Source organism: Streptomyces sp. CNZ301, from assembly GCF_004217425.1.
Genome location: NZ_SHLG01000001.1, coordinates 1,827,019 through 1,842,286 on the forward strand (window position 1 = coordinate 1,827,019; position 15,268 = coordinate 1,842,286).

The 15,268-nt window shown below is 70.9% G+C and carries 9 protein-coding genes; 2 read left to right on the forward strand and 7 right to left on the reverse strand.

Annotated features, from left to right (window positions below):
• Positions 1–320 precede the first annotated feature (320 nt).
• The 3 genes from EV375_RS08030 to EV375_RS08040 form a co-directional block, all read right to left on the reverse strand.
• Positions 321–4,976, reverse strand: a complete 4,656-nt coding sequence (locus tag EV375_RS08030) for an Rne/Rng family ribonuclease (protein WP_130298831.1) — start codon at positions 4,974–4,976, stop codon at positions 321–323.
• Positions 4,977–5,245: 269 nt separating this feature from the next.
• Positions 5,246–5,995 (reverse strand): TIGR03936 family radical SAM-associated protein, encoded by a 750-nt coding sequence (locus EV375_RS08035; RefSeq protein WP_486588358.1) that lies wholly within the window; start codon positions 5,993–5,995, stop codon positions 5,246–5,248.
• 192 nt (positions 5,996–6,187) lie between these two features.
• Positions 6,188–7,477, reverse strand: coding sequence for a hypothetical protein (locus EV375_RS08040; protein ID WP_207228016.1), 1,290 nt, complete (start codon positions 7,475–7,477; stop codon positions 6,188–6,190).
• A 301-nt stretch (positions 7,478–7,778) separates the two neighbouring features.
• Here EV375_RS08040 and EV375_RS08045 point away from each other — a divergent pair, with 301 nt between their 5' ends.
• The gene (locus tag EV375_RS08045; protein ID WP_486588359.1) at positions 7,779–8,591 is read left to right on the forward strand and encodes an arsenate reductase/protein-tyrosine-phosphatase family protein; all 813 of its coding nucleotides are present in this window, start codon (positions 7,779–7,781) and stop codon (positions 8,589–8,591) included.
• Positions 8,592–8,593: 2 nt separating this feature from the next.
• Positions 8,594–8,986 (forward strand): VOC family protein, encoded by a 393-nt coding sequence (locus tag EV375_RS08050; RefSeq protein WP_130298834.1) that lies wholly within the window; start codon positions 8,594–8,596, stop codon positions 8,984–8,986.
• 78 nt (positions 8,987–9,064) lie between these two features.
• On the opposite strand, the gene EV375_RS08055 is transcribed toward EV375_RS08050, so the two are convergent.
• The 4 genes from EV375_RS08055 to mreD all read right to left on the reverse strand — a co-directional run bounded on the left by EV375_RS08055 (position 9,065) and on the right by mreD (position 15,265).
• Complete coding sequence (locus EV375_RS08055; RefSeq protein WP_130298835.1) at positions 9,065–10,990, reverse strand: TIGR03960 family B12-binding radical SAM protein; 1,926 nt, start codon at positions 10,988–10,990, stop codon at positions 9,065–9,067.
• A 167-nt stretch (positions 10,991–11,157) separates the two neighbouring features.
• Entirely contained in the window at positions 11,158–12,357 is a 1,200-nt protein-coding gene (gene rodA, locus EV375_RS08060) for a rod shape-determining protein RodA (RefSeq protein WP_130298836.1), read from the reverse strand.
• Positions 12,354–14,516, reverse strand: coding sequence for a penicillin-binding protein 2 (gene mrdA, locus EV375_RS08065; protein ID WP_130298837.1), 2,163 nt, complete (start codon positions 14,514–14,516; stop codon positions 12,354–12,356). Before mrdA ends, rodA begins: the two co-directional genes overlap by 4 nt.
• Positions 14,513–15,265, reverse strand: coding sequence for a rod shape-determining protein MreD (mreD, locus tag EV375_RS08070; protein WP_130298838.1), 753 nt, complete (start codon positions 15,263–15,265; stop codon positions 14,513–14,515). Before mreD ends, mrdA begins: the two co-directional genes overlap by 4 nt.
• Positions 15,266–15,268 lie beyond the last annotated feature (3 nt).

Genomic DNA, 15,268 nt, shown 5'->3' on the forward strand with positions numbered 1-15,268 from the left:
CACTGGTGCCGCGGGAGGGAGTTGCTCAGGAGCGTGGCGCATCCTGATCGACACGCCAGCGGTCAAGGTTACGGGGCGCCGCACACGCTGGTCAAACCGGTGCCCGCGGCCCTCGACGGTCCGCGTGGGGGCCGCACGGCGGGCCGAGTTCCCGTACGGGTGAAGGCCGTTGCTGTGGACGGCCCGCGAGGGCTGGAGTCCGGCCGGTCTTCGCGGGCTCGCGACGGCCGAGGGCCGCTCACAGCGCGTGTGCACCATGAGCGGCCCTCTCCGCTTCGCTTCGCTTCGGCGTTTCGCCGAGGCCCGCCGCTTCCCGCCGGTCAGTCCGCGGGACGCTCCTCCTCCGCAGGGGCTGAGACGGATGACGGTGCGTCCTGCTCGGCCGCGGCCGTCTTCCGGGATGTGCCCGTCTTCCGGGCGGTGGCGGCGGCCTTCTTCGCCGTCGCCTTCCTGGCCGTCTTCTTCGCCGCGGACTTCTTCGCGACGGGCGTTCCGGACGGATCGTCCGCCGTGCCGTCCGCGTCGTCGCCCCCGGCGCCCGAGGGCCCGGACGGCCCGGACGGCCCGGACGGCCCGGACGGAGATTCCGCCGCTGCCTCGTGCGACGTCGAGGGCGGCGGCCCTGCCGGCGCGGAGACACTACGGGTCACCCTCCGCCGACCGCGCACCGGAGGAGCGGCCTCCGGAGCAGGTGCCTCCGGCACCGCCTCGACCGGCGGCTGCTGCTGCGCGGCCGGGAGTTCCGACGAGGGCAGCACGATCGCACCTGCCTCCTCGGAAGCCGAAGGCGATCCCACCGGGGCGGACACGCTGCGGCTGACGCGGCGCCGCGCACGCGCCGGCGGAGCCGCCTCCGGCGCGGGCGCCTCCGGCACCGCCTCGACCGGCTGCTGCTGCTGCGCAGGCTGCTCGTCCGCCTTCGGCGCCACCACGGTGACCACCGCCTCCTCGGAAGCGGGCGGCGACCCGGCAGGAGCCGAGACCTTACGTGCGACCCGGCGCCGGCCCCGCGCGGGGCGTTCGGCTTCCGGCCGGGCGGCCGGCTCCGGGTGACCGGCGTCCTGCTGAACGCCGCCCGCGTCGCTCACGTCACCGGCGGCGGCCCTGCCACCAGCTTCGGAGCCTTCCCGCGAGCGGCCTCGTCCGTTTCCCGGGCCGGTGGCCCCCTTCGAGGTGCTCTCGTCGGTGCCGGCGGGGCTTTCCGTTCTCGGCTGCGCGGATTTCTCGCGCTCCGTGCTCCCCCGCCCGGCAGGCTCGGACTCGGGCTGGGTCTGCTCCTGGGGCTGCGTCCGGCTCGGGGTCCGGGTTTCGGGTGCCGACGCGGAGGCAGCGGCCACCGGAACCGGCTCCCTCTCCGCCGGCTCCTCCCCGCCCTGCGCCGGTGCGGGCTGCGGGGCACCCTGCGGTGCCGTCGCCTTGCGGCTGCCCCGGCGGCGGGTGCGGCGTCCGGACGCCGCAGCGGCCTCCGCCTCTGCGACCGAGCCGTACAGCTCATCGTCCGGCGCGAACTCCTCCTGCCGGGACGCCTTCCCGCCCTCGGCTGCCGCCTTCCCGGCCTTCCGGCCCTTCGCGCCCCTGGAGTCCTCCGCCTCCGCGGCGGCCTCCGGCTCGGGCAGGGAGGCGGGCTCCGCCTCGGACGGGGCCTTGGTCTGGAGCTGCGCCTGCTTCTCGCCGCCGCTCCTGCCGCCCCGCTTCTTGCTCTTCTTGCCGCCGCCGACGGCCGCGGGCTGCTCCATGTGTACGTGCACACCGCGCCCGTTGCAGTGCACGCAGGGCTCCGAGAAGGACTCCAGGAGTCCCTGCCCGACGCGCTTCCGCGTCATCTGCACGAGGCCCAGCGATGTCACCTCGGCGACCTGGTGCTTCGTACGGTCCCGGCCCAGGCACTCCAGCAGACGCCGCAGCACCAGGTCCCGGTTGGACTCCAGCACCATGTCGATGAAGTCGATCACGATGATGCCGCCGAGGTCGCGCAGCCGCAGCTGGCGGACGATCTCCTCCGCCGCCTCCAGGTTGTTCCTGGTGACCGTCTCCTCCAGATTGCCGCCCTGACCGGTGAACTTGCCGGTGTTGACGTCGACGACGATCATCGCCTCCGTCCGGTCGATCACCAGCGAACCTCCGCTCGGCAGCCACACCTTGCGGTCCAGCGCCTTCATCAGCTGCTCGTCGATGCGGTACGTGGCGAAGACGTCCACGTCCGACGTCCACTTCTCCAGCCGCTCGGCGAGGTCCGGCGCCACATGGGAGACGTAGCCGTGGATGGTCTCCCACGCCTCGTCGCCGCTGACGATGACCTTCGAGAAGTCCTCGTTGAAGATGTCGCGCACGACGCGCACCGTCATGTCCGGCTCGCCGTACAGCAGCGTCGGGGCGTTGCCCTTCTGCGCCTTGCGCTGGATGTCCTCCCACTGCGCCTGCAGCCGCTCGACGTCGCGGCGCAGCTCGTCCTCGCTTGCTCCCTCGGCGGCGGTACGGACGATGACGCCCGCGTCCTCGGGGACGACCTTCTTCAGGATCTGCTTCAGACGCGAACGCTCGGTGTCGGGCAGCTTGCGGCTGATACCGGTCATCGACCCCTCGGGGACGTAGACGAGGTAGCGGCCGGGCAGCGAGACCTGGCTGGTGAGACGGGCACCCTTGTGCCCCATCGGGTCCTTGGTGACCTGCACCAGCACCGACTGGCCGGACTTCAGCGCGGTCTCGATGCGGCGCGGGCCGTTGGCCATGCCCAGCGCCTCGAAGTTGACCTCGCCCGCGTACAGCACGGCGTTGCGGCCCTTGCCGATGTCGACGAAGGCGGCCTCCATCGACGGCAGGACGTTCTGCACCTTGCCGAGGTAGACGTTGCCGACGTACGAGGTGGCCTGCTCCTTGTTGACGAAGTGCTCCACCAGCACGTCGTCCTCGAGCACACCGATCTGCGTACGCTCGCCGCTCTGCCGGACGATCATCTCCCGCTTCACGGCCTCACGGCGCGCCAGGAACTCCGACTCGGTGATGATCGGAACCCTGCGGCGGCCCTGCTCGCGTCCCTCGCGGCGGCGCTGCTTCTTCGCCTCGAGACGCGTCGATCCCTTGATCGCCGTCACCTCGTCGACGGGCTCGTCCTTCTTGCGGCGGGGCTCGCGGATCTTGACGACGGTCCGCTCCGGGTCGTCGCCCTCATCCTCGCGGGGCGCTCCGGAATCACCGGAGTCGCCTCCGCGACGGCGACGACGGCGGCGACGGCGGGAGCTGCTGGAGGAACCGGAGGCACCTCCGGGACCTTCGCCGTCCTGCGTCTCGTCGGACTCCTCGTCGGCCTCGGCGGATTCCGAGGTGTCCTCGCCCTCGCTCTCGGCGGCGTCGTCGCGCTGCTGCCGCCGCTCCTGGCCCTCACGGCCGCCTGCACCGGACTCGGCGGCACTCTCGTCCGACGACTCGGAGCTCTCACCGCGGCGACGACGACGCCCGCCACGGCGACGACGGCGTGCGGGACGCTCCTCCTGGCCCTCGTCGGACTCCGCGTCCGCGCCGGAGTCCTCGGCCTCATCGTCGTTCTCGTCGATCTCGGCGCCATCGGCACTCTCGTCCGCACCCTGTCCGTCGCCGGAAGAGTCCTGGAGGCGGCGCCGGCGGCGGGGACGCTCGGAGGCTGCGGGGGCCTCCTCCTCGTCCTCGTCCGGCTCGTCCGCCGCTTCCGCGGACGCGGCGGCGGCAGCCGCGGCCGCGCTCTGCGGGGTCTGGAACTCCGGCTCCGTGAACACGGGCGGCTGGAAGAGCGCCATCGGCGCCGGTGCCTGCTTGCGCTGCGCGGCCGACTCTCCGCCGTCCGTCTCCGTACCGGCGCTCTCGGCAGTGCCGCGGGCCGTGGACTCCGTCGTCTCCGCGGCCTTGCGGGCGGAGCCGCGGCGGCGCGTGCGCGCGCCCGAACCGGCGGGCTCGTCCGCCACAGCCGCTGCCGCCTTCGGCGCCTCAGCCTCCGCCGGGACTTCGGTGCCGCTCTCCGCGGACTCCTTGGCCGTTTCCTTGGCCGGTTCCCGGGCCGTTTCCTTGGCCGAGCTCTTCGCCTTGCGCGCCGGGGAACGCCGCGACACACGCGCGGGCGCCCCGGCCGCGGCCTCCTCACCGTCGGCCTGCTTGTCCTGCTTCTCGCGGCCTTCACCCTCGGCCTGCCTGCCCTGGGCCTCGGCCTGCTGGGCCTGCTCGTCCTGCTGGGTCTGCTGCGTGGCGTCCTCAGCGGCGGCAGCCGCCTTGCGCGTCGTCCTGCGCCGGGTACGCGCGGGCTGGGCGGGCTCGTCACCCGCACCGGCCTGTACGCCCTCACCGTCGCCGGCCCCGCCCGAGATGCCCGGCGCGGTCGGCGCGCCCTCGGGCGCTGCGGCCCTGCGGCGCGCCCGCGGCGGCGGCGCCGGATCGGCGACGGCCTCGGAACCGGAACCGGCGGCCTCGGGTACCGACGCGTCCGTACCGGCGGGCGCGGAGTGTTCCGACCCGGCGGGCGCGACCTGTCCGTCGGCCGCGGACCCGCTCACGCTGGGGGCACCCTCGGGAGCGCTCGCCCTGCGGGTGGCCCGTCGCCGCGGAGGCGGAGACACGGGAGCCGGCTCCGCCGCGGGCTCGGCGGCGGCCGGAGCCCCGGCCGCGCCGGACGAGACGGTTACATCGCTCGTCGCGATCACCTCGGGAGCCGCCGACGGCTGCGCCGGCGGACCGGCGGGCCGGCTGGCGGCACGGCGGCGACGCGGCGGAAGGGTGTCACTCGGAGAGGCGGGGTCTTCCCCGGCCTTCTCCTTCCCCTGCTCCGGTGCCGTCACCTCAGCAGGGGTGTGCGCGGACTGGTGCGGCTGCTGCGGCGCCGGCTGCACGGCAGATCCCGCGCTCCAGGCGCCGGCACCCTCCGGGTTCCCTGCGCGCTGCGCGCTCTCCGCGTTCGCACGGTTCTCGCCGCTCTCCGCGGCTGCGCTTTCATTCTCGTTGTTCGGTTCGAGCATGCGGGCGTTTCTCCCGTCACGCTCCCGGGCGCCGCGCCTCATCGTTTCGGCCACGGCCACGCTCTGGGCGGGCCGTGCTCCAGGGCGCGGGCGCCACACGGGAGCTTGTGTCTCACTCGCCGGTTCCGGTCTGTCTTCCGTACAGACGGCCCGGCTACGGCGAAAGTCTTCTGGTCAGTGCGCCTGCCTGCCATGACACGGACCCGGGTGGCTCCCTGGTGCCTGCATCGGCGGTGGCGCTTTCAACGCTGATCCTCCAGGCTCTGGGCCTACGCGCTGCCGCCCGGCGCCGTCGCGACGAGGGGTGCGTCGCGGTCGGGCGCCAACGGGTCGGTCACCGTGCCGGTCTCCTCATCGAGCGGCCCCTGCGCCAGCCTGGTCACCGCTGCGGGGACCGGCGGCGCCAGGTCGGCCGTAGCTCGGAGGCCGGACAGGACGTCGTCGGGTCGCACGGCAGGTGTCAAATGCCGTACCACCAGGCGCAGTATCGCACAGGCACCCTCCCCCCGACCATCGGGCCCCGCGCCGGACGCCTCTTCCGCTGAGGTCAGCGACGTCACGGCGGCCCGTGCGTCGAACGTGCGCAGCCCCTTCTTGGTCTGCCGCTCGACCTCGACCGCCTCCGCCGAGAGGAACGCCTCGACGGCCCGTTCCGCCTCGGCCGGCACGACCCCGTCCAGACGGAGTTCCCACTCGGAGGCCTCCAGCCGGTCGGTGAAGTCGGACGTGCGGGCCTCGACGGCCTCGACGATGTCGAGGCCGGGCGGCATGGACTCGTCGAGCCGTGCTCTCAGCTCTTCCGGATCACGCCGCTCGACGAGGGCGATCTCCAGGAACTCGGCCTCGCTGCCCGTACCGGTGGGTGCGGCATTGGCGTAGGAGACCTTCGGGTGCGGGGTGAAGCCGGCCGAGTACGCCATGGGCACCCCGGCCCTGCGCAGCGCCCTCTCGAAAGCGCGCTGGAAATCTCGATGACTGGTGAACCGGAGGCGGCCGCGCTTGGTGTATCGCAGTCGCACACGCTGTACGGCGGGTGCGGGCGGCGGGCCTTCGGGCTGTCGCTTGCCCAGTGGTTCTCTCCTCAGTGCTGGTGCGGGGCGGCGACGCGTGGGGGACGGCCACTCTCCGCTTGCGTAAAGATGCGAGCTTCTGTTGTGACTTCGGACGCTTCCGCCGGCCGGCGGGCCGGTGCCCGCCGGTACCGCGGTGCTTCAAAAGGTGCGGAAGTCCGCATCGTCGCGCTTCGCGCCGAATGCGTCCGGCTGCGTCGCGCTGTTGTGCGGTGATCCTGCGACCCAGGGTACGCGCCCGCGCTCGGGCAGCGCCCTCCTGTGCGGCGCGGGGCCGGCAGGGGGCTCCGGGACCGGCTCGCTCCCCGGCTTCCCCGCGGGCGGCCCCCCGAACAGCGCCCGCCGCAGCTCCGCACGGGTCTGCCGCACGGAAGCGCGTGCCGAGGCGAGGGCCGCGCGCACTCCGCGCCCGGCTTCCCGCACCGCCTGGGCGACCGGGCGCCACACCGCGTCGCGCAGCCCACGGCCCACTGGCCGCACGACGTGCCGCCACACCCACACGGCCGGGTCGACGAAGAGGAAACGCAGCACACGGCCGACGGCCCGGAACACCGTTCTCGAAACGTATCCGGCCACGCGCCACGCGTGCGCCACGGCGTCCGCGACCTCCCGCGCGACGACGGCGACGGCGCGTCCCGTGGGCCTGAGCAGCCTGCGGAGGACGAAGCCGCATGGCACGACCACCAGGTACCGCCACAGCCACGCCAGCCCCGCACCGGTGCCGCGCACCCCGGCGAGCACCCCCCGCCAGGCCGGGCTCAGCACGTACCGGTGCAGCAACCCGCACGGCGCCACCACCAGGTACCGCCACAGCCATGCGAACCCGGCGCCGACCGCGGCCATCACGGCAAGCGCGGCCAGCCCCACCGGCTTCAGCACCCAGCGGTGGAGGAAGCCCAGCGGCACCCCGATCATGGTGCGTCCCAGCCAGGCCAGCCCGGCGCCGACGGCTCCGGCCAGGGCCAGGGCACCCCGGCCCAGCGGCGCCAGCACATGGCGGTACAGGAGGGAGAGTGGCTCGACGACGAGATGCCGCCCGAGCCACGTCAGCCCGGCCCACAGGCCGCGTCCGGCCCGGGCGGTGCCCGCTCCGACGGTCCTCGCGAGCCAGAGCAGTCCACGTCCCGCCGGCGCCAGCACGTACCTCCACAGCGCGAGCCACGGCCACACCAGCAGCGCGTAGAGGACGGGAGCGAGGAGGCGCCGCCAGACCCACTGCGAAGCCCGCGCGAACGGCACCCACAGCACGCGCCTGAGCGCACGCCCGCAGACGGTGAGCGCGTCCCACAGCAACCGCACGGGGACGATGAGCACCAGCGTCACGATCCGCACCGGCATCCGGACCGCCCTTGCGAGCCACCCCTCGAAGGGCTCCTCCGCGAACGGGGCAGGGGCCGGGCCGGCTGCCTCCGGCGTGGGGCCGTCCTTCACGAGGGGCACCTGCCGCGCGGGCACCGAAGCCGCGGCCGGTTCCCCGGCGGCCGCCGGTCTTGCGTCATGTCCGGGCTGACAATCACTCACACCAGTGGGGACGCCGTTGTGCCCCCACCGGTTCGCCCCACGGAACCCTGTACGGAAAAGCCGCGCGCAGCGCCCCATTCGGCGACGGCCGGGGCGGCGCGCCCGTTTCCCCGGCTCGTCCGGCTCCGTGGCCCGCGCCATGCTCCACAGGCTCGTCACAATCCAACAAATCAGTTAGATCAATCTATCTTGTTTGATGTATTCTGCGAACGTGACTTCAACTGTCCCCCGGGACGAACCGTCAGCAGGCCCACCGGGAGTCCTGTCCCTCACCGGGCACCCGGTGCGGTGGCAACTGCTCAGTGAACTGGCCCGCAGCGACCGCCAGGTCCGGGAACTCACCGCTCTGGCCGGTGTGCGGCAGAGCCTGACCTCCTACCATCTCGGCCAGTTGCGCCAGGCCGGGCTGGTGACCATGCGGCGCAGCTCCGCCGACAAGCGCGACACCTACTACAGCCTCGATCTGGCCGTCTGCCGTGAACGGCTGGCCGAAGCCGGTACCGCACTGCACCCCGGCCTACGGCTGGTTCCGGCAGAGCCGGCAGAGCCGGTGAGCGGTTCCGGCCGGCGGAAGGCACGACGGCCGCACGTCCGGGTGCTGTTCCTGTGCACCGGCAACAGCGCCCGGTCCCAGATGGCTCAGGCGATCCTGGAGCAGCAGGCGGGCTCCCGGGTCGAAGCCGCCAGCGCCGGAAGCCATCCCAAGCCCCTGCACCCGGAGGCCGTGCGCGTGATGCGGGAACGCGGCACCGACATCGGCGGCCGCCGCTCCAAGCACCTCGACGAGTTCTCCGAGCAGCGGTTCGACCACGTGATCAGTCTTTGTGACCGCGTTCGTGAAAGGTGTCCGGACTTCCCCGGCCCTCCCACCGTGGCGCATTGGAGCATCCCCGACCCGGCCGCGGCGACGGCCGAGGAGCCCAGCCATCAGGCGTTCGTCCGCACCGCGGACGAATTGAACACCCGTATCCAGTTCCTGCTCCATGCGATCGAACGCGCCCCGACGCGTTCGGAGAGGGTCTAGCTATGTCCGACAGCCTCACGGACCTGGTCAGCGTCCGGTACATGGTCGACGACGTCGACACCGCGATCGACTTCTACACCTCACACCTGGGGTTCGCCCTCAGGATGAGCGCGGCCCCTGCCTTCGCCGACGTCGTACGCGGCAATCTGCGGCTCCTGCTGAGCGGCCCGGCCAGCTCGGCGGGCCGGCCGATGCCGGACGGCACACGGCCCGCGCCGGGGGGCTGGAACCGGATTCACCTCATCGTGAGCGACATCGACGCCGAGGTGGGCCGGCTGCGTACGGCAGGTCTCTCGTTCCGGAACGACATCGTCACCGGACCGGGAGGACGGCAGATCCTGCTGGAGGACCCGTCCGGCAACGTGGTCGAGCTCTTCCAGCCTGCTGGCACCTGACCCGGCCCGGCGGGCGTCGACCGCCGGGCCGGCGTCCCTCGACGGCTGCGAGAGTGCCGAACTCCTCGGCTGCGCCCGCTACTTGACGACGGTCAGCGGCAGCAGCTTCTTCCCGGTGGGACCGATCTGGATCTCGGTGTCCAGCTGAGGGCACACTCCGCAGTCGAAGCAGGGCGTCCAGCGGCAGTCCTCGACCTCGGTCTCGTCCAGGGCATCCTGCCAGTCCTCCCAGAGCCAGTCCTTGTCGAGGCCGGAGTCCAAGTGGTCCCAGGGCAGGACCTCTTCGTACGTACGCTCACGCGTCGTGTACCAGTCGACGTCGACGCCGAAGTCCGGCAGCGTGCGGGCGGCGGCGTCCATCCACAGCTGGTAGCTGAAGTACTCACGCCAGCCGTCGAACCGGCCGCCGCGGTCGTAGACCTCGCGGATCACGGCACCCACGCGCCGGTCGCCCCGCGACAGCAGTCCCTCGACGATGCCGGGCTTGCCGTCGTGGTAGCGGAAGCCGATGGAGCGGCCGTACTTCTTGTCGGCGCGGATCTTCTCGCGCAGCTTGCCGAGCCGCTGGTCCGTCTCCTCCGCCGACAGCTGCGGTGCCCACTGGAAGGGCGTGTGCGGTTTGGGCACGAACCCGCCGATGGAGACGGTGCAGCGGATGTCGTTGGACTTGGCGACCTCGCGGCCCTTGGCGATGACGTTGACGGCCATGTCGCCGATCTGCAGCACGTCCTCGTCGGTCTCGGTGGGCAGCCCGCACATGAAGTACAGCTTCACCTGACGCCAGCCGTTGCCGTAGGCGGTGGCGACCGTGCGGATCAGATCCTCCTCCGAGACCATCTTGTTGATGACCTTCCGGATGCGCTCGCTGCCGCCCTCCGGCGCGAAGGTCAGCCCGGAGCGGCGGCCGTTGCGGGTCAGTTCGTTCGCGAGGTCGATGTTGAAGGCGTCGACGCGGGTGGAGGGAAGGGACAGGCCGATCTTGTCGTCCTCGTAGCGGTCGGCCAGGCCCTTGGCCACGTCGCCGATCTCACTGTGGTCCGCGGACGAGAGGGAGAGCAGCCCGACCTCTTCGAAGCCGGTGCTCTTCAGCCCCTTCTCCACCATGTCGCCGATCCCCGTGATGGAGCGCTCCCGCACCGGACGGGTGATCATGCCCGCCTGGCAGAAGCGGCAGCCACGCGTGCAGCCGCGGAAGATCTCCACGGACATCCGCTCGTGCACCGTCTCCGCAAGCGGCACCAGCGGCTGCTTCGGGTACGGCCACTCGTCGAGGTCCATCACGGTGCGCTTCGAGACCCGCCACGGCACGCCCGAACGGTTCGGCACGACGCGGGAGATGCGGCCGTCCGCCAGGTACTCCACGTCGTAGAACTTCGGGACGTAGACCTCCCCTGTCTTCGCGAGACGCAGCAGGAGTTCGTCCCGGCCGCCGGGCCGACCCTCGGATTTCCAGGCGCGGATGATGTCGCTGACCTCCAGCACGGCCTGCTCGCCGTCGCCGACGACTGCGCAGTCGAGGAAGTCGGCGACGGGCTCGGGGTTGAAGGCCGCGTGCCCTCCCGCCATGACGATCGGGTGGTCGTCGCCGCGGTCCTTCGCCTCCAGCGGGACGCCGGAGAGGTCGAGTGCCGTGAGGAGGTTGGTGTAGCCGAGTTCGGTGGAGAAGGAGACACCGAGCACGTCGAACGCCCCGACGGGACGGTGCGCGTCGACGGTGAACTGCGGGACGTCGTGCTCCCGCATCAGCTTCTCCAGGTCCGGCCAGACGCTGTAGGTGCGCTCGGCCAGTACGCCCTCACGCTCGTTGAGCACCTCGTAGAGGATCATGACGCCCTGGTTGGGCAGCCCCACCTCATAGGCGTCGGGGTACATCAGCGCCCAGCGGACGTCGCAGGAGTCCCAGTCCTTGACGGTGGAGTTCAGCTCACCGCCCACGTACTGGATCGGCTTCTGGACATGGGGAAGGAGGGCCTCCAGGCGCGGGAAGACCGACTCGACTGACATTGGGGTTCCTCGGCTCGGGGCGCGTTCGCAGTGCAGGTGACCATTCAGCGTAACGCGGACGCGGGTGCGGGCTCGCTCCCGTCTCAGATCTGCCCCTTCAGGCGGGGGACACCGCGCACAGGACGGCAGCGGCGTCCCTGAAACGACCCCGGCAACGGCTACTGCCGCTACGCCGAGACGGGACGCTGCACTCTGATCGACTGCAGCAGCCCCAGCGCGATCCACACCGCGAACATCGACGTACCGCCATAGGAGACGAACGGAAGCGGAAGTCCCGCGACCGGCATGATCCCCAGCGTCATCCCGATGTTCTCGAACGACTGGAAGGCGAACCAGGCGATCACTCCGGCAGCGACGATCGTGCTGTAGAGCTCCGAGGCCTCACGGGCGATGCGGCATGCACGCCAGATCACGACACCGAGCAGCAGAATAATCAACGCGCCGCCGAGGAAGCCCAGTTCCTCACCCGCGACGGTGAAGACGAAGTCCGTCTGCTGCTCGGGCACGAACTGGCCCGTGGTCTGCGACCCCTCGAACAGCCCCTTGCCGACGAGCCCGCCCGAACCGATGGCGATGCGCGCCTGGTTGGTGTTGTAACCGACGCCGGACGGATCCAGCGCGGGGTTGGCGAAGGCCGCGAAGCGGTCGATCTGGTACTCGTCCAGCAGCCCCAGCGCCCAGACCAGCACGGCCCCGGCGGTGCCCGTGACGCACAGCCCGACGATCCACCGGTTCGAGGCGCCGGAGGCGAGCAGCACTCCCAGAACGATTATGACCATGACCATCACTGAACCGAGGTCGGGCATCAGCATGATGACCACGATCGGCGCCGCCGCGAGGCCCAGCGCCTGGAGCACGGTGCGGTGGTCGGGATACTCCCGGTCCCCCGCGTCCACGCGCGCGGCCAGTAGCATGGCCATGCCGAGGATCACGGTGATCTTGATGAACTCGGCGGGCTGCAGCGAGAATCCGCCGCCGAGATGGAGCCAGGCGCGCTGCCCGTTGATGGTCGCGCCGAGCGGGGTGAGGACGAGGAGCGCGAGCAGCAAGGACGCGCCGTACAGGAACGGCACCGCCCCCCGCACCCTGCGATGGCCCAGCCACACCATGCCCGCCATCAGCAGCAGCCCCACGAGGAGGCCGACCACGTGACGGGTGAGGAAGTAGTACGGGTCGCCCTGGTTGAGGTCGGTGCGGTTGCGCGTGGCCGACCAGACCAGGAGCGAGCCGACGATGGAGAGGCTGATGCCTGCCAGCACCATGACCCAGTCCAGCCGCCAGACCGCCGAGTCGCGTGCCGTGAGCCTGCCCCACGCCGACTTCTTCTGCGGTCCGTAGCCGCTGAGGGAGTAGGAGTGGGTGCTCATCCGGTCGCTCCCTCGGCGGGCGCGCCCTTCACCGCGCGTTCGGCACGCTTCTTGAAGTCCTCGTCCTCCCGGGCCTCGATGTTGCCGTGGCCGTCGACCTTCGGGAGTTCCTCCTCGGGGTTCGGCAGCAGTGCGGCGTTCTCGTCGAGGTTGCCGTCCGAGTCGACCCCGTAGATGGCGTTGTAGATGTTGCGCACCGCCGGACCGGATGCACCGGATCCGGTACCGCCCTGGGCGATCGTCATGACGATCGTGTAGTCCTTGGTGTACGTCGCGAACCAGGACGTGGTCTGCTTGCCGGCGACCTCGGCCGTACCGGTCTTGGCGTGCATCTTGATCTTGTCCTGGGGCCAGCCGGCGTCACCGAAGCGCCAGGCCGCGGTGCCTCGTTCGGCGACACCGGCGAGGGCCTTGTCCATCTTCTTCAGCAGGCTCTTCTTCACGGGCAGCTTGCCGTGGGACTCCGGCTCGATCTCCTTTATGGTCTTGCCCTTCGGCCCGATGGTCGCCTTGCCCAGGGTGGGGTTGTACAGGGTGCCGCCGTTGGCGATCGCCGAGTAGATGGTGGCCATCTGGATGGGCGTGACGAGGGTGTCGCCCTGCCCGATGGAGTAGTTGACGCTGTCACCGGCCCGCATCTTCATGCCGGAGACGCAGTTCTCCTTGGCGATCTTGTCCGCGTACGACTTGGGGTCCTTCGCCTGCTTGCACCAGGCGTCCTTGTTGGCCTTCCAGTAGTCCTTCTTCCACTGGCGGTCCGGGACGCGGCCTTCGACCTCGTTGGGCAGGTCGACTCCGGTCTTCCCGCCGAGGCCGAACTCGTGTGCGGCCTTGTAGAAGTGGTCCTTGGCGTTCTTCTTCGGGTTGTTGCCGCCGTCCTTGAGCCACTGCTTGTAGGCGAGGTCGTAGAAGACGGTGTCGCAGGAGACCTCCAGCGCGCGGCCGAGGTCGATCGTCCCGTAGCTCTTCGACTCGTAGTTCTTGAAGGTCTGGCCGCCGACGTTGTACGAGGAGGAACAGTTGTAGTTGCCGCCGAACTTGTTGCCGGCCTTCACCGCGGCGGCGGTGGAGATCACCTTGAAGACGGAGCCGGGCGCCGAGAGGCCCTGAATGGAGCGGTTGAGCAGCGGGTAGTTGGACTTCTTTCCGGTGAGCTGCTTGTACTTCTTGCCGGAGATGCCGCCCACCCAGTCGTTCGGGTCGTACTCGGGGTTGGAGGCCATCGCGACGACCCGCCCGGTCTTGTTCTCCATCACGACGGCCGCTCCCGCGTCCGCCTTGTAGTTCCTGTTGGTGTTCTTGTCGTGCTGCTTGCGCGCGTTCTTCATCGCCGTCAGCAACTCGTTCTCGGTGACTGCCTGCACGCGTGAATCGATGCTCGTGACGAGGCTGGAGCCCGGCTCGGCCTTGTCGCTCTTGGCCCGGCCCATCACACGCCCCAGGTTGTCCACCTCGTACCGCGTCACGCCCGAACTGCCGCGCAGTATGGCGTCGTACGTGCGCTCCAGCCCCGAGCGTCCGATCTCGTCGGAGGAGAGGAAGGGCGAGTCGGTGTTCTTGGTCTTCCTGATCTCCTCGTCGGTGACCGGCGAGAGGTAGCCGAGCACCTGCGACGTGCGGGAGCCGTAGGGCGACGGGTAGCGGCGCAGAGCGGTCGGTTCGGCGGTGATGCCGGGGAAGTCCTCGGCCCGTTCACGGATCTGCAGGGCCTGCTGGGTCGTGGCGTCGTCCGTGACCGGGATCGGCTGGTAGGGCGAGCCGTTCCAGCACGGCTGAGGGGTCTTCGCGTCGCAGAGCCTGACCTTGTCCCGCACGGTCTTCGGCTTCATGTCGAGGACGTTGGCGAGCCTGGTCAGCACGGCCTTGCCGCTGTCGTCCATCTTCATCAGTTCGGTGCGGGAGGCGGAGACCACCAGACGCGTCTCGTTGTCCGCGATCGGCACGCCACGCGCGTCGAGGATGGAGCCGCGGCTCGCGGGCTGCACGACCTGCTGCACGTGGTTGCCCGCGGCTTCCTTCTGGTACTGGTCGCCGTTGCGGACCTGGAGATACCAAAGGCGGCCCCCGAGGGTGAGCAGCAGTGACATCACCAGGATCTGGATGGCGACGAGCCGGATGGTCACCCGGGGACTGCGCCCGGTCTCAGGGATGTTGCTCACAGCCGCTTGACCCCCTTGATCTTCCCGGACCTGCCTTTGCGGGACGACCGGTCCAGCAGACTGCCCCGCTGGATGCCCATCCGGACGGCCTTGCCATTGCGGGCGTTGCGCACCGGGCCGCCGCTGCGACCCTTGTTGAAGAGGCTGCCGCCGACTTGAAGTCCCGTACCCGAAGTGAGCCAGCCGTAGGCGCCTTTGTCACTTCTGCCCATACTTCCGACCCCCGACGCGTCGGAGGTGATCACTCCGCGCTCGGTTCGGCGGGCCGCCCACATGACAAGCGGCACGACGAACGGCGCGAGCAGCAGGTCGTAGAGGGTCGCGGTGAACAGCAGCAGCAACAGCCCCACTTGGCCCGCCGCGGTGTCGCCGACGAGGGTGCCGACGCCCGCGTACAGCAGCGTCGATCCGACGGCGGTACTGGCGACGACGAGCATCGGCACCGTCGCCGAGCGGTGCTGCGTGCCCTCGGGCTTGGTCAGGCCCGCCGCGTAACCGATGATGCACAGCACGAGCGCGTACCGGCCCACCGCGTGCTCCGCGGGCGGCGCGAGGTCCGCGAGGAGCCCGCCGAGGAAACCCGTCACAGCTCCGGCGGTGTGCCCGTAGACCATGGCCAGACCGAGGATGACGAGCAGCAGCAGATCGGGCACGGCACCGGGCAGTTGAAGCCGCGCCAGCACGCTCACCTGCGCGATCAGGGCGCCGACGACGAGGACGGCCGAGAGCAGGATCCGGTTGAGGTACATCGG

Excerpts from the sequence above, each read along its gene's own strand:
- EV375_RS08030 (WP_130298831.1), bottom strand. The coding sequence starts at position 4,976 with ATGCTCGAACCGAACAACGAGAATGAAAGCGCAGCCGCGGAGAGCGGC.
- EV375_RS08050 (WP_130298834.1), top strand. The coding sequence starts at position 8,594 with ATGTCCGACAGCCTCACGGACCTGGTCAGCGTCCGGTACATGGTCGAC.
- EV375_RS08055 (WP_130298835.1), bottom strand. The coding sequence starts at position 10,990 with ATGTCAGTCGAGTCGGTCTTCCCGCGCCTGGAGGCCCTCCTTCCCCAT.
- rodA (WP_130298836.1), bottom strand. The coding sequence starts at position 12,357 with ATGAGCACCCACTCCTACTCCCTCAGCGGCTACGGACCGCAGAAGAAG.
- mreD (WP_130298838.1), bottom strand. The coding sequence starts at position 15,265 with ATGTACCTCAACCGGATCCTGCTCTCGGCCGTCCTCGTCGTCGGCGCC.